The sequence below is a fragment of the Rothia kristinae genome, from assembly GCF_016028855.1.
Taxonomy (GTDB): Bacteria; Actinomycetota; Actinomycetes; order Actinomycetales; family Micrococcaceae; genus Rothia; species Rothia kristinae.
Window position 1 is genome coordinate 1,839,439 of the sequence record NZ_CP065738.1, and the last position, 24,770, is coordinate 1,864,208.

General features: G+C 70.2%; 26 protein-coding genes. 19 read left to right on the plus strand and 7 right to left on the minus strand.

Annotated features, from left to right (window positions below; all coding sequences use genetic code 11):
- Positions 1–26 precede the first annotated feature (26 nt).
- From I6G21_RS08110 to I6G21_RS08155, 10 genes are all read left to right on the plus strand, one after another.
- Positions 27–2,294, plus strand: a complete 2,268-nt coding sequence (locus I6G21_RS08110; protein ID WP_038566134.1) for a heavy metal translocating P-type ATPase — start codon at positions 27–29, stop codon at positions 2,292–2,294.
- 52 nt (positions 2,295–2,346) lie between these two features.
- A complete protein-coding gene (locus I6G21_RS08115; protein ID WP_006944982.1) occupies positions 2,347–2,619 on the plus strand; it encodes a YHS domain-containing protein in 273 nt (90 codons plus the stop codon).
- Between the two features lie 114 nt (positions 2,620–2,733).
- The gene (locus tag I6G21_RS08120) at positions 2,734–3,339 is read left to right on the plus strand and encodes a YdhK family protein (RefSeq protein WP_006944980.1); all 606 of its coding nucleotides are present in this window, start codon (positions 2,734–2,736) and stop codon (positions 3,337–3,339) included.
- A 44-nt stretch (positions 3,340–3,383) separates the two neighbouring features.
- Positions 3,384–5,549 carry a heavy metal translocating P-type ATPase gene (locus I6G21_RS08125; RefSeq protein ID WP_038566131.1) on the plus strand — a complete coding sequence of 722 codons (2,166 nt, stop codon included), beginning with the start codon at positions 3,384–3,386 and terminating at the stop codon, positions 5,547–5,549.
- Between the two features lie 11 nt (positions 5,550–5,560).
- Positions 5,561–5,929 carry a metal-sensitive transcriptional regulator gene (locus I6G21_RS08130; protein ID WP_171969963.1) on the plus strand — a complete coding sequence of 123 codons (369 nt, stop codon included), beginning with the start codon at positions 5,561–5,563 and terminating at the stop codon, positions 5,927–5,929.
- Positions 5,930–5,972: 43 nt separating this feature from the next.
- Positions 5,973–6,497 (plus strand): carboxymuconolactone decarboxylase family protein, encoded by a 525-nt coding sequence (locus I6G21_RS08135; protein ID WP_038566125.1) that lies wholly within the window; start codon positions 5,973–5,975, stop codon positions 6,495–6,497.
- A 268-nt stretch (positions 6,498–6,765) separates the two neighbouring features.
- Positions 6,766–7,314 carry a hypothetical protein gene (locus I6G21_RS08140; protein WP_038566122.1) on the plus strand — a complete coding sequence of 183 codons (549 nt, stop codon included), beginning with the start codon at positions 6,766–6,768 and terminating at the stop codon, positions 7,312–7,314.
- A gap of 285 nt (positions 7,315–7,599) precedes the next feature.
- Positions 7,600–8,355, plus strand: a complete 756-nt coding sequence (locus I6G21_RS08145) for a hypothetical protein (protein WP_196826333.1) — start codon at positions 7,600–7,602, stop codon at positions 8,353–8,355.
- A gap of 152 nt (positions 8,356–8,507) precedes the next feature.
- The gene (locus I6G21_RS08150; RefSeq protein WP_051805394.1) at positions 8,508–8,957 is read left to right on the plus strand and encodes a TlpA family protein disulfide reductase; all 450 of its coding nucleotides are present in this window, start codon (positions 8,508–8,510) and stop codon (positions 8,955–8,957) included.
- 72 nt (positions 8,958–9,029) lie between these two features.
- Positions 9,030–9,797 carry a cytochrome c biogenesis CcdA family protein gene (locus tag I6G21_RS08155; protein WP_224800058.1) on the plus strand — a complete coding sequence of 256 codons (768 nt, stop codon included), beginning with the start codon at positions 9,030–9,032 and terminating at the stop codon, positions 9,795–9,797.
- 201 nt (positions 9,798–9,998) lie between these two features.
- Here I6G21_RS08155 and I6G21_RS08160 read toward each other — a convergent pair whose 3' ends face one another.
- Positions 9,999–11,060, minus strand: coding sequence for a cation diffusion facilitator family transporter (locus I6G21_RS08160; protein WP_038566119.1), 1,062 nt, complete (start codon positions 11,058–11,060; stop codon positions 9,999–10,001).
- On the minus strand, positions 11,057–11,428 hold the full coding sequence (locus tag I6G21_RS08165; RefSeq protein ID WP_099049768.1) for an ArsR/SmtB family transcription factor: 372 nt from the start codon (positions 11,426–11,428) through the stop codon (positions 11,057–11,059). Before I6G21_RS08165 ends, I6G21_RS08160 begins: the two co-directional genes overlap by 4 nt.
- Positions 11,429–11,520: 92 nt before the next feature.
- Between I6G21_RS08165 and I6G21_RS08170 the strand changes: the two genes are divergently transcribed.
- From I6G21_RS08170 to I6G21_RS08195, 6 genes are all read left to right on the plus strand, one after another.
- Positions 11,521–11,985 carry a methyltransferase family protein gene (locus I6G21_RS08170; protein ID WP_038566116.1) on the plus strand — a complete coding sequence of 155 codons (465 nt, stop codon included), beginning with the start codon at positions 11,521–11,523 and terminating at the stop codon, positions 11,983–11,985.
- 19 nt (positions 11,986–12,004) lie between these two features.
- Entirely contained in the window at positions 12,005–12,373 is a 369-nt protein-coding gene (gene cmtR / locus I6G21_RS08175; protein WP_038566113.1) for a Cd(II)/Pb(II)-sensing metalloregulatory transcriptional regulator CmtR, read from the plus strand.
- The gene (locus I6G21_RS08180) at positions 12,370–14,286 is read left to right on the plus strand and encodes a heavy metal translocating P-type ATPase (protein ID WP_129358158.1); all 1,917 of its coding nucleotides are present in this window, start codon (positions 12,370–12,372) and stop codon (positions 14,284–14,286) included. Before cmtR (I6G21_RS08175) ends, I6G21_RS08180 begins: the two co-directional genes overlap by 4 nt.
- Positions 14,286–14,867: a signal peptidase II gene (locus I6G21_RS08185; protein ID WP_029144369.1), complete on the plus strand. Its 582-nt coding sequence runs from the start codon at positions 14,286–14,288 to the stop codon at positions 14,865–14,867. The genes I6G21_RS08180 and I6G21_RS08185 overlap by 1 nt, the downstream gene beginning before the upstream one ends.
- Positions 14,868–14,906: 39 nt before the next feature.
- Positions 14,907–15,539, plus strand: a complete 633-nt coding sequence (locus I6G21_RS10855; RefSeq protein WP_311197648.1) for a hypothetical protein — start codon at positions 14,907–14,909, stop codon at positions 15,537–15,539.
- Positions 15,540–15,710: 171 nt separating this feature from the next.
- Positions 15,711–16,892, plus strand: coding sequence for a permease (locus I6G21_RS08195; protein WP_058731092.1), 1,182 nt, complete (start codon positions 15,711–15,713; stop codon positions 16,890–16,892).
- Between the two features lie 371 nt (positions 16,893–17,263).
- Here the strand turns inward: I6G21_RS08195 and I6G21_RS08200 are convergent, their stop codons facing one another.
- On the minus strand, positions 17,264–17,950 hold the full coding sequence (locus I6G21_RS08200) for a cytochrome c oxidase assembly protein (RefSeq protein WP_074046523.1): 687 nt from the start codon (positions 17,948–17,950) through the stop codon (positions 17,264–17,266).
- Between the two features lie 68 nt (positions 17,951–18,018).
- Between I6G21_RS08200 and cmtR (I6G21_RS08205) the strand changes: the two genes are divergently transcribed.
- Both cmtR (I6G21_RS08205) and I6G21_RS08210 read left to right on the plus strand, forming a co-directional pair.
- Complete coding sequence (gene cmtR, locus I6G21_RS08205) at positions 18,019–18,378, plus strand: Cd(II)/Pb(II)-sensing metalloregulatory transcriptional regulator CmtR (RefSeq protein WP_006947315.1); 360 nt, start codon at positions 18,019–18,021, stop codon at positions 18,376–18,378.
- Positions 18,375–18,971 (plus strand): cadmium resistance transporter, encoded by a 597-nt coding sequence (locus I6G21_RS08210; RefSeq protein ID WP_006947316.1) that lies wholly within the window; start codon positions 18,375–18,377, stop codon positions 18,969–18,971. The genes cmtR (I6G21_RS08205) and I6G21_RS08210 overlap by 4 nt, the downstream gene beginning before the upstream one ends.
- 2 nt (positions 18,972–18,973) lie before the next feature.
- On the opposite strand, the gene I6G21_RS08215 is transcribed toward I6G21_RS08210, so the two are convergent.
- Entirely contained in the window at positions 18,974–20,032 is a 1,059-nt protein-coding gene (locus I6G21_RS08215) for an IS630 family transposase (RefSeq protein ID WP_006947314.1), read from the minus strand.
- A gap of 564 nt (positions 20,033–20,596) precedes the next feature.
- A complete protein-coding gene (gene glnA / locus I6G21_RS08220; protein WP_061225493.1) occupies positions 20,597–22,021 on the minus strand; it encodes a type I glutamate--ammonia ligase in 1,425 nt (474 codons plus the stop codon).
- Positions 22,022–22,279: 258 nt separating this feature from the next.
- Here glnA and I6G21_RS08225 point away from each other — a divergent pair, with 258 nt between their 5' ends.
- Positions 22,280–22,720, plus strand: a complete 441-nt coding sequence (locus I6G21_RS08225) for an RDD family protein (RefSeq protein WP_061225492.1) — start codon at positions 22,280–22,282, stop codon at positions 22,718–22,720.
- 141 nt (positions 22,721–22,861) lie between these two features.
- Here I6G21_RS08225 and I6G21_RS08230 read toward each other — a convergent pair whose 3' ends face one another.
- Positions 22,862–23,611, minus strand: a complete 750-nt coding sequence (locus I6G21_RS08230; protein WP_061225491.1) for a DUF4191 domain-containing protein — start codon at positions 23,609–23,611, stop codon at positions 22,862–22,864.
- Between the two features lie 98 nt (positions 23,612–23,709).
- On the minus strand, positions 23,710–24,768 hold the full coding sequence (gene lipA / locus I6G21_RS08235) for a lipoyl synthase (protein WP_081046186.1): 1,059 nt from the start codon (positions 24,766–24,768) through the stop codon (positions 23,710–23,712).
- Between the last annotated feature and the right edge of the window lie 2 nt (positions 24,769–24,770).

The window sequence follows — 24,770 nt, forward strand, 5'->3', positions numbered from 1 at the left end:
AGCCCGGAGAAGAAAGGACGCAGAGGATGACTGCACCAGCGCCGCTCAGCACGGACGCCGGCATCGAGCTGGAGATCGGCGGGATGACGTGCGCCTCGTGCGCGAACCGGATTGAGCGCAAGCTCAACAGGCTCGACGGCGTCACCGCGTCGGTCAACTACGCCACAGAGAAGGCCAAGGTCACCGTGCCCGCGGGCTACGACCCGCAGCTGCTGGTCGCCGAGGTCGAGAAGACCGGCTACACCGCCGCCCTGCCCGAGCCCCCGGACGCGAAGACCGATGACGCCTCCGACGGAGGCGCGGACGCCGACCCTGAGCTGATCTCTCTGAGGCAGAGGCTGATCGGGTCGATCGTGCTCACCGTGCCGGTGATCGCGATGGCGATGATCCCTGCCCTGCAGTTCACCTACTGGCAGTGGGCCTCGCTGACCCTGGCCGCGCCGGTGATCGTCTGGGCGGGCTGGCCGTTCCACAAGGCCGCATGGACCAACCTCAAGCACGGCACCGCGACGATGGACACGCTCGTCTCGATGGGCACCTCGGCGGCGTTCCTGTGGTCGCTCTACGCCCTGTTCCTCGGACACGCCGGCATGCCGGGCATGAAGCACCCGTTCGAGTTCGCCCTGGCCCGCTCCGACGGCGCGAGCAACATCTACCTCGAGGCGGCCGCCGGGGTGACGATGTTCATCCTCGCCGGCCGCTACTTCGAGAAGCGCTCCAAGCGCCAGGCCGGTGCCGCGCTACGCGCCTTGCTCGAGCTCGGCGCGAAGGAGGTCTCGGTGCTGCGGGACGGGACCGAGATCAAGATCCCGACCTCCGAACTGGCCGTCGGCGACGAGTTCGTCGTCCGGCCCGGCGAGAAGATCGCCACCGACGGGACGGTCGTCTCCGGCAGCTCCGCGGTGGACGCCTCCATGCTCACCGGCGAATCCGTGCCTGTCGAGGTCGGCGAAGGCGACCCGGTCACCGGGGCCACCGTGAACGCCGGCGGCCGGCTCGTCGTCCGGGCGACCCGCGTCGGCTCGGACACCCAGCTGGCGCAGATGGCCAAGCTGGTCGAGGACGCCCAGTCCGGCAAGGCCGCTGTCCAGCGGCTGGCCGACAGGATCTCCGGAGTGTTCGTCCCGATCGTCATCGCCATCGCGCTCGTCGCCCTGGCGGCGTGGCTGATCTCCGGGGCCGGCGTCTCGACGGCGTTCACCGCCGCGGTCGCGGTCCTCGTCATCGCCTGCCCCTGCGCCCTGGGCCTCGCCACCCCGACCGCACTGCTGGTCGGCACCGGCCGCGGCGCGCAGCTGGGCATCCTGATCAAGGGCCCCGAGGTCCTCGAATCCACCCGCAAGGTCGACACCGTCGTGCTGGACAAGACCGGCACCGTCACCACCGGCAGGATGACCCTGGTCGACGTGATCGCCGAGGCCGGCACCGACCGCGCCGAGCTGCTCCGCCTGGCCGGGGCCCTGGAGGACGCCTCCGAGCACCCGATCGCCCAGGCCGTCGCCAAGGGCGCGGTCCAGGAGACCGGCCAGCTCCCGACGCCGGAGGACTTCGCCAACGTCGAGGGCAAGGGCGTGCAGGGCGTCGTCGACGGCCACGCCGTGCTCGTCGGCCGGGAGTCCCTGCTGGCCGACTGGTCCCAGCACCTCTCCCCTGACGTCGCCGCCGCCAAGGCCGCAGCCGAGGCCGAGGGCAAGACCGTCGTCGCCGTCGGCTGGGACGGGCAGGCCCGCGGCGTCCTCGTCGTGGCCGACACGGTCAAGCCCACCAGCGCCGAGGCGATCCAGGGCCTGAAGGGCCTGGGCCTGACCCCGGTGCTGCTCACCGGAGACAACGAGGCCGTCGCGAAGCGGATCGCCGCCGAGGTCGGCATCGACCAGGTCATCGCCGAGGTCCTGCCCAAGGACAAGGTCGACGTCGTCGCCCGCCTCCAGGGCGAAGGCAAGGTCGTCGCGATGGTCGGCGACGGCGTCAACGACGCCCCCGCCCTCGCCCAGGCCGATCTGGGTCTGGCGATGGGCACCGGCACCGACGTCGCCATCGAGGCCTCCGACATCACTCTGGTGCGCGGGGACCTGCGGGCCGCCGTCGACGCGATCCGGCTGTCCCGCCGGACCTTGGGCACCATCAAGGCCAACCTGTTCTGGGCCTTCGCCTACAACGTCGCGGCCATCCCGGTCGCGGCGCTGGGCATGCTCAACCCCATGCTCGCGGGCGCGGCGATGGCGTTCTCATCCGTCTTCGTCGTCGGCAACAGCCTCCGCCTGCGCGGATTCCGCAGCGTCACCCCGCACTGACCCGCACAACCACCCACCCGAACTGAACTGATCGCACGAGAGGCATCCGACGATGACGAACGACTCCCACGCCCACGCCAGCTGCTGCAGCACCTCCAGCGCCGCGAACCCGGCGGTCGACGCCGAGGGCCGCGAGAACCTGCTGAGCGGCAGCGACGACATGACCACCTGCCCCGTCATGGTCGGCAGCCGGGTCAGCAAGACCGCGGCCGAGGCGGCAGGCCTCTTCCGCGACTACCGAGGCCAGCGCTACTGGTTCTGCTGCGCCGGCTGCGGGCCGGCCTTCGACGCCGACCCCGCCAAGTACGCCGCCGCCATGGCGTAGTCCGAGCACCGGATCGGAGCGCCCGGATAGACGCTCCGGCGGACCAGCAGGATTGCGATATACCCCACCGGGGTATATGGTCGGAGATGGACAAGGCAACGAACAGGAGACCACATGCGCAAGCGCCTCACCATGACCCTCGCAGCAGGAGTGCTCGGCGGAGCACTCCTGCTGACCGGCTGCAGCTCCGGCGACCAGGACCCCTCGAAAGCCGGCCCGCACCACGGCGGCAGCAGCTCGACGAGCTCCCCGGCCAGCAGCGACGGCGGGATGGACCACTCCTCGATGGAGCACCCGATGGACGGCGGCCCAGCGCCCGCCGGCATCGAGAAGGCCGCCTCCCCCAAGTACCCGGTCGGCACCCAGGTGATCCTCACCGCCGACCACATGATGGGCATGGACGGCGCGAAGGCCACGATCGTCGGCGCGTACGACACCTACACCTACGCGGTGAACTTCACGCCCACCACCGGCGGCGAACCGGTCAAGGACCACAAGTGGGTCGTCCAGCAGGAGATCAAGGACGCCGGCAGCAAGCAGCTGGCCGACGGCACCGAAGTCACCCTGGAGGCCGAGCACATGAAGGGCATGAAGGGCGCGAAGGCCACCATCGCCTCCTCCACCGACGAGACCGTCTACATGGTCGACTACGAAGCAGGCGGCATGAAGATGACCAACCACAAGTGGGTCGTCGAGAGCGAGATCAAGCCGGCCTCCTGAGCCGGCCACCACCGCAGAGCAGGGCCCGGACAAGGGAAGCAGCAATGACAGACCCGAACGCGCATCAGCACCACCACGGCGACACCGCAGACGCGCCCGCCCACAGCGGGCACGCCGTCGCGACCACCGCGCCCGGCCACGGGGAAGATCCGCACGCGGGGCACGCAGGCCACGTCGCGCACCAGGGGCAGCACGGAGACCACGCCGGTCACGGCGGTCATGGAGGCCACGGGGACCACGTCGGCCAGTTCCGTCGGCTGTTCTGGATCAACCTCGTCATCGCCGCCCCGGTGGTGGGGCTCTCGCCCATGTTCGCCATGCTGCTCGGGTACTCCGTGCCCGGCTGGGCGGGGTGGGTCGCAGCGGTGCTCGGCACCGTCATGTACGTCTGGGGCGGCAAGCCGTTCCTCACCGGTGCCTGGAGCGAGCTGAGGAGCCGCAAGCCGGGGATGATGCTGCTGATCGCGCTGGCGATCACCGTGGCGTTCTTCGCCTCCTGGGCCGCCACCCTCGGGCTCGTCCACCACGAGCTGGAGTTCTGGTGGGAGCTGGCGCTGCTGATCGTCATCATGCTGCTGGGGCACTGGATCGAGATGCGCTCCCTGGCCCAGACCACCTCCGCGCTCGACTCGCTTGCCGCCCTGCTGCCCGACGAGGCCGAGCGTGTCGAGGGCGACGACATCGTCAAGGTGGACCCCGCCGAGCTTCGCGTCGGCGACGTCGTCATCGTCCGCCCCGGCGGCAGCGTCCCCGCCGACGGCACCGTCGTCGACGGCCACGCCGACATGGACGAGTCGATGATCACCGGCGAGTCCCGGCCCGTCGCCCGCGGCGAGGGCGACCCGGTCACCGCCGGCACGGTGGCCACCGACTCCGGCCTGCGGGTCGAGATCACCGCCACCGGCGACGACACCGCCCTGGCCGGCATCAACCGGCTCGTCGCCGAGGCGCAGGGCTCCTCCTCCCGCGCTCAGCGCATCGCCGACCGCGCCGCCGCCTGGCTGTTCTGGTTCGCCCTCGGCGCTGCCCTGATCACCGCGATCGTCTGGACGCTGGCCGGGTCCCCCGACGACGCCGTGGTCCGCACCATCACCGTGCTCGTGATCGCCTGCCCCCACGCCCTGGGCCTGGCGATCCCGCTGGTCGTCTCCATCGCCACCGAGCGCGCCGCTCGCGGCGGCGTCCTGGTCAAGGACCGCCTCGCGCTGGAGTCCATGCGCCAGGTCGATGCCGTGCTGTTCGACAAGACCGGCACCCTCACCAGGGGCGAGCCCACCGTCACCGGCGTCGAACCGACCGGAGACCTGGACGCCAACCAGGTCCTCGCCCTGGCCGCATCGGCCGAGGCCGACAGCGAGCACCCGCTCGCCCGGGCCATCGTCGCCGCCGCCAAGGACCGCGGCCTCGCCCTGCAGCAGGCCACCGGATTCTCCTCCTCGCCCGCCGTCGGCGTCACAGCGACCGTGGCCGGCCACGAGATCCGCGTCGGCGGCCCCCGGCTGCTCGAGGAGACCGGCCAGCACGAAACTGAATCCGCAGAAGCCTGGCGCGGCGAGGGCGCGATCATCCTGCACGTCCTGCGCGACGGGCAGGTGATCGGCGGCCTCAAACTCGCCGACGAGGTCCGCCCGGAGTCCCGCGACGCCGTCGACGCGCTCCACGAACTGGGTGTCGAGGTCGTCATGATCACCGGCGACGCCGAGGCCGTGGCGAACGAGGTCGGCCAGGAGCTCGGCATCGACCGCGTCTTCGCCGGCGTCCGCCCCGAGGACAAGTCGGCCAAGGTCGCCCAGCTGCAGCACGAGGGCAAGAAGGTCGCCATGGTCGGCGACGGCGTCAACGACGCCCCGGCGCTGGCCCAGGCCGACGTCGGCATCGCCATCGGCGCGGGCACCGACGTCGCCATCGCCTCCGCCGGCGTCATCCTGGCCAGCTCCGACCCCCGCTCGGTTCTGTCGGTCACCCAGCTGTCGAAGGCCGCCTACCGGAAGATGAAGCAGAACCTGTGGTGGGCCGCCGGGTACAACCTGATCTCCGTCCCGCTGGCGGCCGGCGTCCTCGCACCCGTCGGCTTCGTGCTGCCGATGTCGGTCGGCGCGATCCTGATGTCGCTGTCCACCGTCGTCGTCGCCCTCAACGCCCAGCTGCTGCGGCGCATCGACCTCACCCCCCAAGCCAGCACCCGCTCGATCCTGGAGCGTCAGAAGTGAAGGACACGCCCATGACACTCGACACCACCACCGACACCACTGACAGCACCGGCACCGCCAGCCCCGGCACCGAAGTCGCCGCCGCCGCGGCCCACCATCACGGCTACATCAGCGACAAGGACCGCTACCTGACGCGCATGAAGCGGATCGAGGGCCAGGCCCGCGGCATCGCCAAGATGATCGACGACGAGAAGTACTGCATCGACATCCTCACCCAGGTCTCAGCGCTCACCCGAGCCCTGCAGGGCGTCGCGACCGGGCTGCTCGACGCCCACCTCAAGCACTGCGTCCTCGACGCCGCCAAGCTCGGCGACGACGACGCGGCGATCGCCAAGATCCAGGAAGCCACCGACGCGATCAACCGCCTCGTCCGCTCCTGAGGCTCACGAGCAGCGCACCCGCGCACACGAAGGAGAAGGACCCATGCCCCGTTTCGCCCCGCTGACCGCGGAGACCGCCGTCGGCGCGTCCCGGGACCTGCTCGGCGAGCTCGTCGAGCGCCACGGCACCGTGGGCGACATGGTCTCCACGATGGCCCACTCCCCGGCCGTCCTCGGCGGCTACCTGCAGCTGAGTAGAGCGATGCGCCGCGCCAAGCTCGACCGGAGAATCAGCGAGCTTCTCTCCATCGCGGTGCAGGCGCAGCAGGGCTGCGGCCTGTGCCTCGACGCCCACGTCGCGGCCGCCCGCTCCCTGGGCGTCGCCGAGGAGGAGATCAGCCTCGCCCACCAGGGCACGTCGAGCAATCCCGCCATCTCGGCCATGATCCGGCTCGGGCGGCAGGTCTATCGGGAGCCGACCTCCGTCACCGACGAGCAGATCGACCAGCTCCGCGCGTTCGGCTACAGCGACCGCGCGATCGCCGACGTCGTCGGCGTCGTCGCGCTCAACATCCTCACCGGCGCGTTCAACCTCGTCGCCGGGCTGGGACCCGAGGACCAGCACTGACGCCCGAGGGCATTCTCTTCGGCGACCCGACTGTGCACGGGGCCTTTCGACCGGCGGGTGCGGGCCGCGTCGTCGGCCTCGCACCGGCTGGCCTGGCAGCGGGAGCCGTGCTCGCAGCAGTCGCCCTGGCCTCGGCCAGAGCGGGGTCTGGCGGTCAGCTCCCGGGTCGGATTGGCATGTCGCCGGTGTTTGCCGAATACTTGTCCGGGGCCACGGCGTGCTCCGCGGCACTCTGGGGCCACCGAATCGAGCGGAAGGCGGGAAGGCAGTGCAGCGTTTCCTGAGCATCGCGCGCCGCTTCTCGCCGGTGCTCGCGGTCCTCACCGTCGCAGCTCTGCTGATGCTGCAGCCGCCGGCTCGCGCCGCTGACCATTTCTCGATGTCTGCGTCACTGGGCACCGCCGCCGCCGATGCCGGCGCTGCCGAGATGGCGACCGGCCATTCCCCGGAGAACAGCGCTCCCATTGTGGTCCACGGCCAGTTCTCGACCAAGAACGTCGGTGACCAGCAGGCGGCCGCGGCCGCCGGCCATTTGTCCATGGGGACCGTGTCCTCCGGGATGGGCATGGCGTCGGGCTGCGGCCCGGACTGCGGCTCGCCGGCGAGCCCGTCCCCGGGTCCGATGGACTGCGTCGCAGCGGGCTGCCTGATCCTGCTGGTGCTGCTGGTCGGGATCGGAGGCCTGCGGCCGGCAGCCCGCGGAGGCGGCTGGTCGCTTCCGCGCCCATCACGGCGCACTCTTATGGAATCGTTGGTCCTCCGCTGCTGGGCTCGCCCTCCGCTGAGCCTCGCCGAGCTGTCGATCAGTCGCACCTGAGCCGGTCGCAGGTCCATCCGCGCCCGTTTCGGGGCAGCAGACATGCAGCCGTGGCCGTTCCCAGCCGGAGAACCGGCAAGTAACCACGGACCCGGCAAGTAACCACGGAACCTGTGGGCGGGTGTGCCGACCCGCGACGCTCGCGACGCCCCGGCGTCCATTCTCTGACGACTCCTTTGACAACTCGCGACGACCCCACCGGCTGGAGTTGAGCGGTCCATGCATCCTCGGCGACGTCGGGCACGTCTTCCCCGGTGGCCGTCGACCATCCCAGCTGAGAGACCCATGACCAAGAACCAGAAATCATCCACTAAGTCTTCGAAATCGTCGCCATCGCAGCGCTCGACCGGCGGGCGTACGGCCAGCAGCCGGTCCGCGCGGGACCGGCTGCGGCAGATGCAGCTCCAGGAGGCCAAGGCCCGACGGGCGCGACGGCTGATCACGGGTGCCGCGATCGCTGTCGTGGTGCTGGCCGTCGCCGCCGGAGCGGTGGTCATCGCCAGCCTCCAAGGCGGTGGATCCGACGGCCCCACCGGCGGGGCTGCCGCCGCGGGGCGTCGGGACCTGCCGCCATGGTCGCTGCCCGCCAACACCTCTGACGCGGCGAAGGCCGTCGGCCTCCGAGTCGGCCCGATGGAGGGAACGGCGGCCCACTTCCACTCCCACCTCGACATCAGCGTCAACGGGCAGCCCATCGCCGTGCCGGCCAACATCGGCGTCGACCCCGCTAGCGGCCAGATGTCGGAGCTCCACACCCACGACGAACGCGGCGTGCTGCACGTCGAGGCCCCCACCGCCGACGGCCGCTACACCCTCGGCCAGGTCTTCACCGAGTGGCAGGTCCGCCTCGACGCCGAAGGCATCGGCGGACTGGACAACAGCAACACCGACAGCCTGCGCGCCTACGTCGACGGGAAGCGATTCCAGGGAGACCCCGCCACGATCCAGCTCACCGCCCACCGGCAGATCTCACTGGTCTACGGGCCGCGAGACGCCACCGACGACCCGGCGGCCAGCTACGCGTTCGAGCAGGGCGAGTAGACGATGCCAGCGAGAGGACCACAGACCGCGGCCCGGACCGTTGCGCTGGCCGCCGCCGTGCTGAGCCTGGGGCTGGCCGCGGGCTGCACGAAGTCCATAGACCCCGCCTCGCCGTCGAAGGACGGCTCCGCCGGGCCGGCCTCCGGTGTGGTGTGCAGCTCTATCAACCCGGACAGCGCAAGCCCGCCTCGACCGCCGAAGGGCCCGACGTCAGGACCGGCGGGAACGTGACCACCGACCATCCCGGCAAGGTGGTCGTGGTCAACGTGTGGGCGTCCTGGTGCGGGCCCTGCCGCAAGGAGGCCCCCGACCTCGCCGCCGCGAGCCGTGACACGGCCAAGACGGCCCGGTTCGTCGGCCTCAACATCCGCGACGACCGCGAAGCCGCGCAGGCCTTCACCCGCGCCTTCAAGACCCCCTACCCGAGCATCTTCGACCCCGAGGGCAAGCAGCTGGTGAAGTTCTCCGGGCAGCTGTCCACCACGGCCATCCCGACCACCCTGGTGATCGACCGCGCAGGGCGCAGCGCTGCCCGCATCACCGGACCCGTGGATCGCGACACCCTCGCCGCGCTCATCACCGACACCGCCAACGGCAAGTAGCCGACCGGCCCCAGGCATCGACCAGCGCTGCGGCCGGCCCGGGAGTCGACAGACCACGAGAAAGGAAATCTGGTGCTCGAGTCACTGGGAAGCTGGGCCGCGCAGACGGTCAGCGGGGCGATGCCATTGGCGTTGCCGGTCGCGTTCCTGGCCGGCCTCGTGTCGTTCTTCTCGCCCTGCGTGGTGCCGCTGCTGCCGGGATATATCTCCTACGCAACCGGCCTGTCGGCCGCCGAGATCGTGGCCGCTCGACCGCGGACGAGGATGTGGCGCGCGCTGGCGGGGACCGTCTTGTTCGTCGCCGGCTTCGGCGTCGTGTTCGTCGGCAGCGCCACCCTGGCCGGGGCTCTCGGCGGCATCGTCCTGCGATGGCAGGGACCCCTCACCCGCGCGATGGGCGCGATCATGATCGTGCTTGGCCTGATCTTCGCCGGCCTGGTCCGCTTCGGCCAGCGCGACCTACGGCCCACCCGGCTGCCTCGGGTCGGCCTCGCCGCTGCTCCGCTGGTCGGTCTCATCTTCGGCCTGGGATGGACGCCCTGCACCGGCCCGACGCTCGGCGCGGTGCTGACGATGGCGCTGAACGCGGGCAGCGCGGCCAAGGGCGCATGGCTGGCCGTGGCCTACACCCTCGGGCTCGGCGTGCCGTTCATCGTCGCAGCGGTGGCCTTCCAGCGCATCAGCCGTGCCGTCGCCTTCCTGCGGGCCCGGCAGGAACTGATCATGCGGATCGGCGGCCTGTTGATGATCGCGACCGGGGCGCTGATGATCACCGGCGTTTGGGGCTGGCTGATGGGCGTCATCCGGCAGGTCGTCAGCGGATTCGTCACCGTGATCTGACCGCGTTCCGAGCCCGACCCGCCGGCTCGCCGCCCCGGGCTCGGGCAGGTGAGGTGATGACTGCTGGCCGCGGCACCCTTGCCGCGATGGGCAGCAGGAGTCATGATCGGCAGCTCCGGCATCGACCACCCGTGCGGGCAGCCGCGTTGCCTCTCACCAAGTGAGGGCATCAAGTGAGGGCGCGTCATCTGCGTTTCGGTGTCAGGCCGCAGACCCCGTGACCCGCACCGCCATCTCGTCCACGTTCGGCATGCGCTCCTTCACCGACGCCTCCGCCTCTGCCGCCACGCGGTCGGCCTCGGCCAGGCTCAGCGACCGCGTGCGCAGCAGGGCGTCGCCGTGCAGGCGATGGCCGACCCACCGCAGCCGCACCTGCTCCACCGACTCGACCTCGGTCAGGTGCTCCAGGGCGTGCTCGGCCCGGTCGAGGAGCTCGGGCTCGATGCCGTCCATCAGCCGCCGGCCGACCGATCGGACAGTGCCGACCAGCAGCACCGCGATCATCGCCGAGATCAGCAGCCCGACGATCGGGTCGGCCAGCGGGAAGCCCAGCAGCACGCCGATCCCGCCGGCGACCACCGCCAGCGAGGTGAACCCGTCGGTCCGGGCGTGCACGCCGTCGGCGACCAGCGCGGCCGAGCCGATCTTCCGGCCCACGCGGATCCGGTACACCGCGACCGCCTCGTTGCCCAGGAACCCGGCGATCCCTGCGGCGATCACCCAGCCGATGTTCTCCATCGGGCGTGGGTTGATCATCCGGTCGATCGCCTCGTAGGCGGCCACGATCGAGGACAGCGCGATCATCAGCACGATGAACAGGCCGGCGAGGTCCTCGGCCCGGTTGAAGCCGTAGGTGTACTTCCGCGTCGCGGCCCGCCTTGACAGTGCGAACGCGATCCACAGCGGGATCGCGGTGAGCGCGTCGGAGAGGTTGTGGATCGTGTCGGCCAGCAGCGCGACCGAGCCGGAGAAGGCGACGATCACCGCCTGCACCACGGTGGTGGCGATCATGATCACGAGGCTGATCTTCAGCGCCCGGACGCCCTCTGCGTTCGCCTCCATCGCGTCGTCGATCGAGTCCGCGGCGTCGTGGGAGTGCGGCACGAAGATCCCGTAGAGGAATCCCTTGAGTCCCGTCGGGTGCGAGTGGCCGTGGCCATGCCCATCGCCGCGATCATGATCGTGGTCGGGCTCATGGTCATGATCGTGCCCGGGCTCGATTTCGACGGCGTCGTGCGGATGGGCGTGGTCGTGCCGGGTCATGCTCGTTCCCGTTCCTGGTGGTGGTGCGCCGGGGGCTGGCCCTGCGCAATGGAGTGCTCGGCCTGGAAGATCGCGTCGGACACCAGCTGCGAGGCGTGCTCGTTCTCCAGTCGGTAGAACACCCGCTGCCCCTCCTGCCGGGTCGACACGATCCGCGCCATCCGCAGCTTCGCCAGATGCTGCGACACCGCCGCCGGGGACTTGTCCACGATGTCGGCCAGATGGTTGACCGACACCTCCCCGCTGCCGCGCAGCGCCAGGATGATCCGCACCCGCGTCGCGTCCGCGAGCAGCCCGAACACCTCCACCGCCAGCTCCACGAACGGCGAGTCCGGGTCCAGCCCGCACATCTGCTTATCTGCGTCCATGCGCAGATTATCGCATGACCGATGCGTCAGCGCATCCTGTATGGTCATCGCATGATGACCATTCTTGCTCGGACCGCCGAGGGGTCTCGATCATGACGCGCGTCCCGCCGCTCCTTCTGGCCGCCGGCGCGGCCGCGGCTCAGGGGCTGATCGCGCGGGGGTCGGCGAGCACCGCGCTGTCGCGGGCAACGGCTGGCGCGATGGCCGCGGCATCGGCAGGGCTGCTGCTCTCATCGACCACGGCGTTCCGACGCCGGGGCACGACCGTCGACCCCCTCGCCGTCGACCGGGCAGAGGCGCTGGTCACGACCGGGCCGTTCCGCCTCACGCGGAACCCGATGTACACGGTCATGGCCGGGCTGCTCCTCGCCCACGCGGCCCTTCGCCGATCGTGGGCGGCGCTCCTGCCCGCCGCCGGCTTCGTCGCCCTGATCGACCGGATCCAGATCCCGGCGGAGGAGAGCGCCCTGCGGGAGAAGTTCGGTGCCGCCTTCGACGCCTATGCGGCCGCGGCTCCCCGCTGGATCGGCCCGCCAACCTTGCCGTCTGGTCAGTGATCACTGTATAGTTCAGCGTGTGCTGACTATTGCTTCGCGTCTCGACGTCATGAACCGGCTCGGCCGGGCCATGGCGGACCCGACGCGCTCCCGGATCCTGATGTCCTTGCTCGACGGCCCGAGCCACCCCGCCGTGCTCTCGCGCGAGCTCGGGCTGACGCGCTCGAACGTGTCCAACCACCTGACCTGCCTGCGCGACTGCGGGATCGTGGTCGCCGAGCCCGAGGGCCGTCAGACCCGCTACGAGATCGCCGACCCGCACCTGGCCGCGGCGCTGACGGCGCTGGTGGACGTGACGCTGGCCGTGGACGAGAGCGCGCCGTGCATCGACCCGCAGTGCTCGGTGCCGGGCTGCTGCGCCGCGACCGGCTCGGGGGACGCCTCGTGAGCGCCGCCTGCGGCTGCGACGAGCCGACCACCAGCTCATCCGAGGAAGCCGAGGAGACCGAGCGCCCTTGGTGGCGCGACCCGGGACTGGTCGTGCCGATCCTCTCCGGCGTCGCGTTCGGCACCGGCCTGGTGCTGGAGTGGTCGGGGCTGCACGTCGCGGCGCTGGTCGCGTTCTGGGCGGGGCTGCTGCTGGGCGCGTACACGTTCGTGCCCGGCGCGCTGCGGAACCTGGTCGTCAGGCGGAGGCTGGGGATCGCGCTGCTGATGACGATCAGCGCCGTCGGCGCGGTGATCCTCGGCTACGTGGAGGAGGCCGCCGCGCTGGCGTTCCTCTACTCGATCGCCGAGGCCCTGGAGGACAAGGCGATGGACCGCGCTCGCGGCGGCCTGCGCGCGCTGCTCAAGCTCGTGCCGGATACCGCGACCGTGCTGCGCGACGGGGCCTCGGTCGAGATCCCGGCGAAGGAGATCGCCGTCGGCGACGTGCTGCTGGTCCGCCCGGGCGAGCGGGTCGCGACCGACGGGACTGTCCGGTCCGGCCGCTCCAGTCTGGACACCTCGGCGATCACCGGCGAGTCGATCCCGGTCGAGGTCGCCCCCGATGACGCGGTGTCGGCGGGCGCGATCAACACCGCGGGTGTGCTGGAGGTCGAGGCGACCGCGGCGGGCACCGACAACTCGCTGACCACCATCGTTGAGCTGGTCGAGCAGGCCCAGGCCGAGAAGGGCGAACGCGCGCGCATCGCCGACCGGATCGCCCGCCCGCTGGTGCCCGGCGTGATGGTCCTCGCCGTCCTGGTCGGCGTGCTCGGCTCGCTGCTCGGCGACCCCGAGACCTGGATCACCCGCGCCCTGGTCGTCCTCGTCGCCGCCAGCCCGTGCGCGCTGGCGATCGCGGTGCCCGTCACCGTGGTCTCCGCGATCGGGGCGGCGACGAAGTTCGGCGTCGTCATCAAGAGCGGTGCCGCCTTCGAGCGCCTCGGCGGCATCCGCCACCTCGCCGTGGACAAGACCGGCACCCTGACCCGCAACCGGCCCGAGGTCACCGCCGTCGTCGCCGCCGACGGCATCGACGACGCCCAGGTGCTCGCCTGGGCCGCCGCCGTCGAGCAGCACTCGACGCACCCGCTGGCCGCCGCCATCGCCGCCGCGGGCCAGGCAGCCCCCGCCGCGCAGGACGTGGCCGAGGAGGCCGGGCACGGCATCGGCGGCCTGGTCGACGGCCGCCGGGTGACGGTGGGCAGCCCCCGCTGGATCGACGCGGGGGCGCTCAAGGCCCGGGTCGAGGACCTGGAGGCCGAGGGACAGACCTGCGTGCTCGTGGCCGTCGACGGCCGCCTGGCCGGGGCGATCAGCGTCCGCGACGAGCTGCGCCCCGAGGTCCCCGAGGTCGTGCGCACGCTGCGGGCCCAGGGCGTCGAGGTGAGCATGCTCACCGGCGACAACGCCCGCACCGCGCACGCGCTCGCGCAGCGCGCCGGGATCGGCGACGTGCACGCCGAGCTGCGGCCCGAGGACAAGGCCCGCATCGTCGCCCAGCTCTCCGAGGCCTCGCCCACGGCGATGATCGGCGACGGCATCAACGACGCTCCCGCCCTGGCCGGGGCGACCGTGGGCATCGCGATGGGAGCGACCGGCTCCGACGCCGCGATCGAGTCCGCCGACGTCGCCTTCACCGGCCACGACCTCGGCCTGATCCCGCAGGCGCTGCGCCACGCCCGCCGCGGCCGGGCGATCATGAACCAGAACATCGTGCTGTCCCTGGCGATCATCACCGTGCTGCTGCCCCTGGCCATCACCGGCGTGCTCGGCCTGGCCGCGGTCGTCCTCGTCCACGAGGTCGCCGAGGTCGTCGTCATCGCCAACGGGCTGCGCGCCGCGCGTGCCCGCAAGCCTCAGGCAGCGGGCTGATGCGGGCGAAGGACGCGGTCCGCGGGTCCACTGCCCGGATCGCTCATGGTCCGAGGCGGACGCTCCTGGTAGCGGGGACCTTCCTGCTCGGCGGTTTGGTCGTCCTGGTCGACCAAGGGACCAAGGCATGGGCTGAGGCCACCCTCTCGACGCAGGAGCGCATCCCGCTCGTCGGCGAGCTGCTGGGACTCCAGCTGGCGTACAACCCCGGTGCGGCGTTCTCCTTCGGTGAGGGCTCGACCTGGGTGTTCGCGCTGGTCGCTGTCGCGGCCGCGGTCGCCGCGGTCGTCTTCGCGTTCCGTGTCCGGCGTCTTCGGTGGGCGGTCGTGATCGGTGCCGTCGGCGGTGCGGCGGCCTCGCACGCCGGGGACCGGCTCTTCCGCGCCCCCGGCTTCGCCCGCGGCCACGTCGTGGACTTCCTGGCCTACGGCGACTGGTTCATCGGGAACGTCGCCGACATCGTCATCGTCGTGGGCGCGGTCACCGGGGCGTTCCTGATGCTCCACGACGGCTCATCGCCAGAAGACTCCCCGAGTTCTTCGGCACGGCTCAGTTCCGAAGAGGCTGGCGAGCGGAGCTGACGACGGCTGCCGAGCCGCAGACAGGATTGAGAGGAGAAGATGTTGGAGATCACGCTGCAGTACTTCGACGGGTGCCCGAACTGGGAGGTGATCGACCGGCGGCTCGCCGAGGCCCTCGACGGCCGATCGGACGTCCGCGTCGCGCATCAGCGAGTCGAGACCGCCGACGACGCCGCCCGCCTCGAGTTCCACGGGTCCCCGACCGTCCTCGTCGACGGCGTCGACCCCTTCGCCGACGAGCACACACCGGTCGGGCTCGCCTGCCGGGTGTTCCGCACTCCTGCCGGGCTGGCCGGGTCGCCGACCGTCGATCAGCTGCGCGCAGCCATCGGTCGCGCGCCGACGTCGGCGGTGACGGGGCTCGAGTCGCCGGTCGGACCGCTGGGCGGGCTGCCGATCGCCTGCGCGCTCGCGCCGACCGCGGGCAAGCAGCAGCTCGAGAGGTGGCGAGCCTTCGACGACGACTACCTCCTCGAGGTCGAGCGCGGAGAGGCCAGACTGGTCGTGCACTACGCCCGGACCGGCGACTCAGCGCGGCGGCTGCGCGATCTGGTCGCGACCGAGAGCGCCTGCTGCTCGTTCGTCGACTGGCAGATCGACGACGACCACGCCGACCTGCGCCTTGTCGTCACCGGCACCCCTGAGCAGCTCGCTGGTCTCAGCATCGGCTAGGTAGGTGCTCGGGGCCAGCCGCTGGCCGCGGCGACGCCGATGCGCCACCAGCATCGTCGTCCCGGTTTCTCAGGCAGCTCGGCGCAATCCGCGCGTGGACGGGCCGCGTCCGGGTACGGGACCGGATGGCCGAACAGTCGCTGACCGTGTTGCCGGGAGGAACGAATCCTGATGGACGTCCTGAGCGCAGCCGTCGACGCGCTGGCGATGGCCGGCTCGATGGGCTGGCAGATCCTCTGGCCCCTCGTGCTCGGCTTCACGCTGTCCGGCGTCATCCAGGCGGTGGTGCGCAAGGAGCGCGTCACGCAGCTGATGGCCGACGACTCGCCGAGATCGATCGCGGTCTCCGCACTGTTCGGCGCGGCGTCCTCGTCCTGCTCCTACGCCGCGGTCGCGCTGGCCCGGGCGCTGTTTCGCAAGGGCGCGGACTTCGCGGCGGCGATGGCCTTCGAGATCGCCTCGACCAACCTGGTGCTCGAGCTCGGGCTGGTCCTGTGGTTCGTGATGGGCTGGCAGTTCACCGCCGCGGAGTTCGTCGGCGGCCCGATCATGATCGTGCTGGTCGCGCTCGGATTCAGGCTCTGGATGCGCGGCCGGATCGTCGAGGCGGCGCGGCGGCAGGCCGAGCAGAGGCTCGCCGGGTCGATGGAGGGCCACGCCGCCATGGACATGTCCGTCCAGGGCGACGCCGGATTCTGGGCCCGGCTGCTCTCCCGGGACGGCGTGACCGCGGTCTCGCGCTACTTCGTGATGGACTGGGCGGCCGTGCTCCGCGACATCGTGCTGGGCCTGCTGATCGCCGGCGCGTTCGCCGCCTGGGTGCCCAAGGCCTGGCTGCAGGCAGTGTTCTTCACCGAAGACCCGGTCGCCTCGTTCGTGCTGGGCCCGCTGATCGGGCCACTGCTGGCCGTGATCAGCTTCGTCTGCTCGGTCGGGAACGTGCCACTGGCGGCGGTGCTGTGGAACGGCGGGATCAGCTTCGGCGGCGTGGTCAGCTTCCTGTTCGCCGACCTGATCATCATCCCGATCATCCTCATCTACAAGAAGTACTACGGCTGGAAGGCCACGTCCCGGATCTGCCTGGTCTTCTACGCCGCAATGGTCATCGCCGGGTACGCCGTCGAATTGATCTTCGGCCCGCTCGGCATGGTCCCGCACGACCGGAGCCTGGCGGTCGCCGAGACCGGCATCAGCTGGAACTACACCACCTGGCTGAACATCGCCTTCCTCGCACTCGCCGCCGCCCTGCTGACCGTGTTCCTCCGCACCGGCAGTATCGGCATGCTGCGCATGATGGGCGGCTCCCCGGAGCCGGCCGGGCGCGGCGACTCTGCCTCGCACAGGCAAGAATGATCAACGGCCGACCAGTTCCGAGGTGCCGGCCGGCCCCACTCATGCGGTCGCCACACTTGGTCGCCGCTTTCCGGCGCACTCGCGGCGTGGACGGATCAGCTGTCGTGCGCCCGCGCCGGCTGATACCGTCCCGGGGGCCGTGTCCGACCAGTCCCGCAGGCCCGGCTGCTGCACCGCGAGGATGACCCCGAAACCCCATCGTAGGCAAGGCACAGGACCGACCGCCCGGCGAGGAACTTGCCCGTCCCGCGGACGAACGCCAGGCCAGCCGTCCGCAATTCAGGCAGGGGGGCCTCATCTCGACGCTGCGACGGTGTCGAGTCCGCTTCTCACAGCGAGGGAGTCGGCACTATCGCAGGTCCGGGCCGGCACTACCGATCTGAGCCCCGTCCCGCCTGCGTCGTCTCGGTATCACCACGGCCGTCACGTGCTGCGAGGACGGCCAGGTATCGGTTATACGCGGCCAGTTCGGGGTCCCCACTCCGATCGGCGTCGCGGTCGGCTGAAGCGGACCTGGCAGAGTCGTAGCGGTACCATCGCCACACCAGATATGCGACGATCGCGGTGGCGGGTCCCTCGCCGTAGGACCAGGCAAGCCCGCCGGCGATCTGCTGGTCGGCGACAGGATCGATTCCCCAGGACCGTGGGGGTGCGGCGAACGCGGCGACCACGGTCGTCGGTGTCATCATGATCAGCACGCCGAAGAACGCGTGCAGGGCCATCTCGGCGAAGACGTCGAGCATCCGGCCGAGATGGGTGGGGTGGACCGGCCCCGGTCCGACCGTGAGGATCGGGACGGCGAACAGGACCCCTGCGGCCAGGAAGCCGATCTCGAGGCCGTTGTGGCCCGCCCAGGTCCCGAGGAGCCGGGAGCCGAGGTCGCTGAGGTAGAGGCCGTAGTAGGTGAGCAGGAATAGCGGGATGCCGAACGCCGGATGCAACATGATGCGGTGCGGCCGGGAATAGACGATGGCCGTAACCGTGCGCAGCAGCCCACCGAACGACCCACGATGCGGGACGGCTCGCAATGCCAGTCGGAACGGGGCACCTAGTGTCACGCGTCTGAACTTGTTTGACGAGTTGGGTGGGGCGATTGTAGTTCAGCGGTTACTGTATCGTTCAGTGCATGCTGACTCTTGCTTCCCGCTTAGACGCCATGCAGCGTCTGGGCCGGGCGATGGCCGACCCCACGCGTTCACGGATCCTTCTGTCGCTTCTGGCGTGCCCCGCGCATCCGGCAGAGCTCGCCAACGCGCTAGACCTGACGCGCTCGAATGTGTCGAACCACCTGGGTTGCCTGCGGGACTGCGGGATCGTGGTCGCCACCCATGAGGGCCGCCAGGCCCTTTACGAGATCGCTGACCCCCACCTCGCACGTGCGCTCACCGAGCTGGTCGAGGTCAAGCTGGCCGTCGACGCGGACGCCCCCTGCCTCGACGTCGCCTGCGAGGTGCCTGGTTGCCACGACGGCAGGTCCGGCGCATGACGGCCGCGGCGCTGCTCCAAGCGATCGGGCTCTTCATCGCGACCAACATCGACGACATCATCGTGCTCTCGCTCTTCTTCGCCCGAGGTGCCGGACGCCCCGGGACGACCGCGAAGATCTTGGCCGGGCAATACCTTGGCTTCGTCGGGATCCTCGCCGCCGCACTCGTGGTGACCTTGGGGGCGGGGTGGGCGCTGCCAGAGGAGGCGATTCCCTACTTTGGGCTCATCCCCCTCGCGCTGGGTCTCTGGGCTGCGTGGGAGGTCTACCGCGGCGAGGGCGACGACGATGATGCCGCCGTGTCAGGTAAGAGCGTTGCCGTGGCGACCGTCGCCGGCGTCACCTTCGCCAACGGTGGGGACAACATCGGCGTTTACGTCCCGGTCTTCCTCAACATCAGTACTCCCGCTGTCATCACCTTCTGCATCGTTTTCCTCGTGCTCGTGGCAGTGCTGGTGGCCACCGCCAAGTTCGTCGCCACGCGTCGACCCATCGCCGAGGTCCTCGAACGGCGGGAGCACATCCTCTTCCCCATCGTCCTGATCGGACTGGGCGTCGCAATCCTCGTCGGCGGCGGCGCGTTCGGTCTCTGATGTCACGCGCCTGAACTGGTTTGACGGGTGGCGTGGGGCAGGATTTCCTCGGCGGTCTTGGTCCAGATGAATGGGTGGCAGCGCTCGTTCCAGCCGTCGATGAAGGTGCTGATCGCTGTGACGAGTTGCTTGACGCTGTCGAAGGAGCCGCGGCGGATGGCCTGTCGGGTGATGATCCCGAAGAAAACCTCGACGAGGTTGAGCCAGGACCCGCTGGTCGGGGTGAAGTGCAACGTGATCCGCGGGTGCTTGGCCAGCCACTGCTTGATGTCCTCGTGCTTGTGGGTGTGGTAGTTGTCCAGGACCACGTGCAGCTCCCGGCGCGGGTAAGCCCTGGCGACCTTCTTGAGGAAGTCGAGGAACTCGGCCTTACCGTGCCGGTCGTAGCACTGGTCGGTCACCGCACCGGTGGCTACCTCGATAGCGGCGAACAGCGTGGTGGTGCCATTGCGCTTGTAGTCGTGGGTCGCCTTCTCCGGCAAGCCTGGTCGCAGCGGCAGGATCGGCGCGGTCCGGTTCAAGGCCTGGATCTGGGACTTCTCATCCACGCACAGCACGACCGCCTTCTCCGGTGGGTTCAGGTACAGCCCGACCACGTCGCGGACCTTGGCCTCCAGCTCCGGGTCTGTGGAGAACTTGAACGTCTCCCGCCGCCATGGCTTGACCCCGTACTTGCGCCAGGCACGGGCGACGGTGGCATCCCCGATCCCCAAGTGCCTGCCCAGCAACCGCGAGGACCAATGCGTCACCCCGAGTTTGGCCGGTGGCGGCTCGAGCGTGGTGGCGATGATCACGGCATCATCGATGCGTTTCGGTCGGCCCGAACGCTCCTCGTCCTCGAGGCCAGCGAGCCCGTCGACGGCGAACCGGTCACGCCACTTGATCACAGTCGGACGCGAGACCCCGACATGCCGCGCCACTGCCGAGGTGCCCGTCCCCGCCGCGACGGCCAGCACGATCCGCGCACGCTGCGCACGTCCCGCCGGCAACGTCCGCGACCGTGTCCACGAGGTCAGGGTCGCACGGTCCTCTTCGCTGATCTCCAGCACAGGTGACGGCATATGCCATCATCCCATACTGTCAACGAATTAATGACGCGCGACACTAGGCGCTTCTGGGAGTCCCGGCATCCCAGCAGACGCTGCATCGGGATCAGCCGCGTCGTCACCTGCACGCGCACCCAATCCACGACCTCGGGGGACTAGTGCCCGGCGGTAAGCTACTCGAGCTCGTGCGTCAGCGTGGATCGCGCCCTCACCCAGGTCAAGACAGGCGAGTGCCACATAGGCTCATTATCGGTCACCCCGGGCAGGTGGGACGGCTGGAGACCGACCCCTCTGCTGCGCATCGCGTATCCGCTGGATGCCCTGTTGACGGAGGTGGCCAGAAGTTCCCACCAGATGCAGGGGAAACTGGCGAGATGCTGGCGGTGTCATGAGCCAGGCTCCAACGAGCTGAAGGCCGAACAGATCGTCGCCGCGCTCCACCAGATCGGGATGATGACCTCAGATGCGTTGAGCAGGTGCGGGCCCTCGAACGCAGTCGCACCGTCCCAGAGCACGGGAAAGCCCCCGCTCCACCGGCCCGTGAGGGCGGGGGAGCGGGGGCTTTCCGGCGTCGAGGGCTCAGACCCCGTAGTACATCTGGAACTCCAGCGGGTGGGGAACCTGGGTGAGCGGCTTGAGCTCGTTCTCCCGCTTGTACTCGATCCAGGTGGAGATCAGGTCCTCGGTGAACACGTCCCCCTCCAGCAGGAAGTCGTGGTCCGCCTCGAGGGCGTCCAGGGCCTCCTCCAGGGAGCCCGGGGCCTTCTTGATGTCCTTGGCCTCCTCCGGGGGCAGCTCGTAGAGGTCCTTGTCGATGGGCTCCGGCGGCTCGATCCGGTTGCGGATCCCGTCCAGCCCGGCCATCAGCTGCGCGGCGAAGGCCAGGTACGGGTTGCAGGAGGGGTCCGGGGCGCGGAACTCCAGGCGCTTAGCCTTGGGGTTGGAGCCGGTGATCGGGATGCGGATGCCCGCGGAGCGGTTGCCCTGCGAGTAGACCATGTTCACCGGGGCCTCGAAGCCCTTGACCAGGCGCTTGTAGGAGTTCACCGTCGGGTTGGTGAAGGCCAGCACGGCCGAGGAGTGCTCCAGCAGGCCGCCGATGTACCAGCGGGCGGTGTCGGAGAGGTTGGCGTAGCCGCGCTCGTCGAAGAACAGCGGCTCCCCGCCCTTCCACAGCGACTGGTGGCAGTGCATCCCGGAGCCGTTGTCGCCGAAGACCGGCTTGGGCATGAAGGTCGCGGACTTCCCGAAGGCGTCCGCGGTGTTCTTGACCACGTACTTGAACTTCATCAGGTCATCCGCGGCCAGGGTCAGCGTGGAGAACCTGTAGTTGATCTCCGCCTGCCCGGGGGCGCCGACCTCGTGGTGGGCACGCTCCACCTCCAGGCCGACCTCGTCCAGGGCCACGGAGATCGCATCGCGCAGATCCCCCTGCTTGTCCACCGGGGCCACGGGGAAGTACCCGCCCTTGGTGAGGGTCTTGTTGCCGAGGTTCCCGCCCTCCTCCTCGCGCCCGGAGTTCCACGGGGCCTCGTCGGAGTCCACGCGGTAGAAGGTGTGCTGCGGGGTGACCTGGAAGCGCACATCCTCGAAGATGAAGAACTCGGCCTCGGAGGCGAAGTTCGCGGTGTCCGCGATCCCGGTGGACCTCATGTAGGCCTCGGCCCGCTCGGCCACGCCGCGGGGGTCGCGGTGGTAGGGATCGCCGGTGCGCGGGTTGACGATGGAGCAGGAGACCACGAGGGTCTTCTCCACCCGGAAGGGATCCACGAAGGCGGTCTTCGGGTCCGGGATCAGCTGCATGTCCGACTCGGCGATGCCCTGGAAGCCGCGGATCGAGGAGCCGTCGAACAGCTGCCCGTTGACGAAGAAGTCGTCGTCCACGGCCTTGGCGGGGAGGTTGAAGTGCTGCTGCACGCCGGGCAGGTCGGTGAAGCGGATGTCGACGAACACGACATCCTCTTCCTTCAGATAGTCCAGCACTTCCTGGCCGTTCTGGAACATGGTCGGGGCTCTCCTTCGGGTAGCTTGCGGCGACCGCGCGGCGATCCCGGAAGCGGCTTCCGGGCCGTGCGCCGCGGTGCGGGTGGCCCCAACCTAGGGTGACGACGTTGCCCCGCCGTATCCCGAGTGTTTCCCCGCGGTAACGCGGGCCCGGGGCGAGGCGGCGACGCGGGTCGGCGGCCGGCCTGTGGCTCCCACCCTACCGCGGGGGACCCCCGGCCTCCGGGAGGCGGCGGCTCTCGGCTATCCTGGGCCATCATGGCTATCCCCGATCCCCCCACCTCCGAGCACGACGCCGCGGCCCCGGACTGGCCGGGTCAGCGCCTGGGCCGTCCCGCGGCGGGCCCGGGCTCCGTGGCGCGCTTCCCCCGGCGCCTGCTGGCCCTGGCCCTGGACTGGTATCTGTGCTTCGGGATCTGCTGGCTGGCCGTGGGCACGGTGCAGGGCTGGGCCGGGATCTGGCCGCTGGTGGTCTTCCTCGCCTACCAGAGCCTGCTGGTGGGGATGTGGGGCCACACCCTGGGCCACCTGCTGTGCGGGATGCAGGTGCAGACCCTGCGCGGGACCCCCGCCGGATTCGGCCGGGCCGCGCTGCGGGCCCTGCTGGTCACCCTGGTGATCCCCGCCGTCGTCATGGATGAAGACCAGCGCGGGCTGCAGGATCGCCTCAACGACACCGTGCTGGTGCGCATCCGCTGAGGATCCCCTGCGGCGAGCCCACGGACGGTGAGCCCACCGCCCGTGAGGGCGCCCCCGATGACGCCGGCGGCCCGGTCTCCACCCCTCGGGGAGGGGAGGTGGAGACCGGGCCGCTCAGGTCGATGCGGTCGCAGGGCGCCTTCAGCGCATCATCTTCCGATCCGGGCGGGCCCGCATGGGGTCCACGCCCTTGGGCACCGGCAGGGACCGGTTCAGGGAGGACAGGCGCTTGGAGACCTCGTGGACCTCCTGCTGGGTCAGCTTCTTGGGCAGGGCGCGCACCGTCTTGCTCACGCGCTTCAGGGCCACCTGCCCCTCGCCGTCGCCGGTGTTGACCACGTGCACGGGGACGTTGGGGGCCAGCCGGTGCAGCCTCTTGCGCTCCTGACCCACCAGGGAGCGCACCCGCTGGGTCGGACCTTCGGTGACCAGCACGACGCCGGGTCGTCCCAGGGCCCGGAACACCAGGTCCTGGGTGCGCGGGTTGAAGGCCACCGGCTGCTCCTCGATGATCCAGCCGCGCCCCAGGTCCTGCAGCGTGGCGCCGGCCGCGCCGGGCTGGCCCTCCACCTGGGCGTAGGCAGCGCGCCGGGCCCGCCGGGAGAGGATGATGACGGCGACCAGCACCGCGACGGGGATGCCGATGATCAGCCAGGTGATCCAGTTGTGCAGCAGGACGCCGATGAGCAGGAACACCAGGAGGGTCGCCAGGGCGGACAGCAGCAGGATCCAGGTGATGTTGGGATCCGACTTCTTGGTCATCCCGTAGACCTGCTTCATCTGGGAGAACCAGCCGGGCCCCTTGTTCTGCTTCCGCTGCCGCTTCTGCTCACGCCGCTCCTCGCGGGTGGGCGCGGGCTTCCTGTTCGACGACGTCGACGCCAAGTCCATACCTCGCTAGCACTGCTGATGATGGGTGTCCGCCTCCGCCCCGGCGGCCGCAGCGCGATCCCGGGAGCGGAAGGGAACGGAGAAAGACGGGGTCCAGTCTACGCGAGGCTCTTCAGCAGGGAGGACGCCTCCTGCCGGGCGCTGCCTTCGTCGGCGATGTGGGCCAGGTGCTCCGGGATCTCCCGCCCCATCTTGCGCATGGCCCGCGCCCACAGGCGCCCGGCCCGGTAGGAGGAGCGCACCATGGGTCCGGCCATGACCCCCAGGAAGCCGATCTCCTCGGCCGCCTCGGACAGCTGCACGAACTCCTCGGGCTTGACCCACCGGTCGATCGGGTGGAACAGCGGAGACGGACGCAGGTACTGGGTGAGGGTGATGATGTCGCAGCCGGCGTCGTGCAGATCGCACAGCGCCTCGTAGATCTCCTCGTTGGTCTCGCCCATCCCGAGGATCAGGTTGGACTTGGTGACCAGCCCGCGCTCCTTGCCGTAGGAGATCACGTCCAGGGATCCCTCGTAGGAGAAGGCGGGGCGGATCTTCTTGAAGATCCTCGGGACGGTCTCGACGTTGTGCGCGAAGACCTCCGGTTCGGCGTCGGCCACCAGCTTCAGCCGCTCGTGCTTGTCCTGGAAGTCGGGGATGAGGATCTCCACGCCGGTGTTCGGGTTCTGCTCGTGCACGGCCTCGATGACCCGCCCGTAGTGCGCGGCCGAGCCGTCGTCCAGGTCATCCCGGGCCACACCCGTGATCGTGGCGTAGCGCAGATCCATCTGCCGGATGGAGCGGGCCACCTTCATCGGCTCCAGCGGGTCCAGGGCGGAGGGCCGCCCGGTCATGATGTCGCAGAAGTCGCAGCGTCGGGTGCAGGTGTCCCCGGCGATCAGGAACGTGGCCTCCCGGTCCTCCCAGCACTCGTAGATGTTGGGGCAGCCGGCCTCCTCGCACACGGTGTGCAGGCCCTGGCTGTGGGTCAGCTGCTTCAGCTCCTGGTACTCCGGGCCCATCACGGCCCGGTTCTTCATCCAGCTGGGCTTCTTCTCGATGGGCGTCTCGGCGTTCTTGCGCTCGACGCGGCGCAGCCTGCGGTCCTTGTCCGCGGCGCGTCCGGAGCGGGCCTGCACGCTCAGCAGCCGACGGCCTTCGGGGGCGATGGTCATGG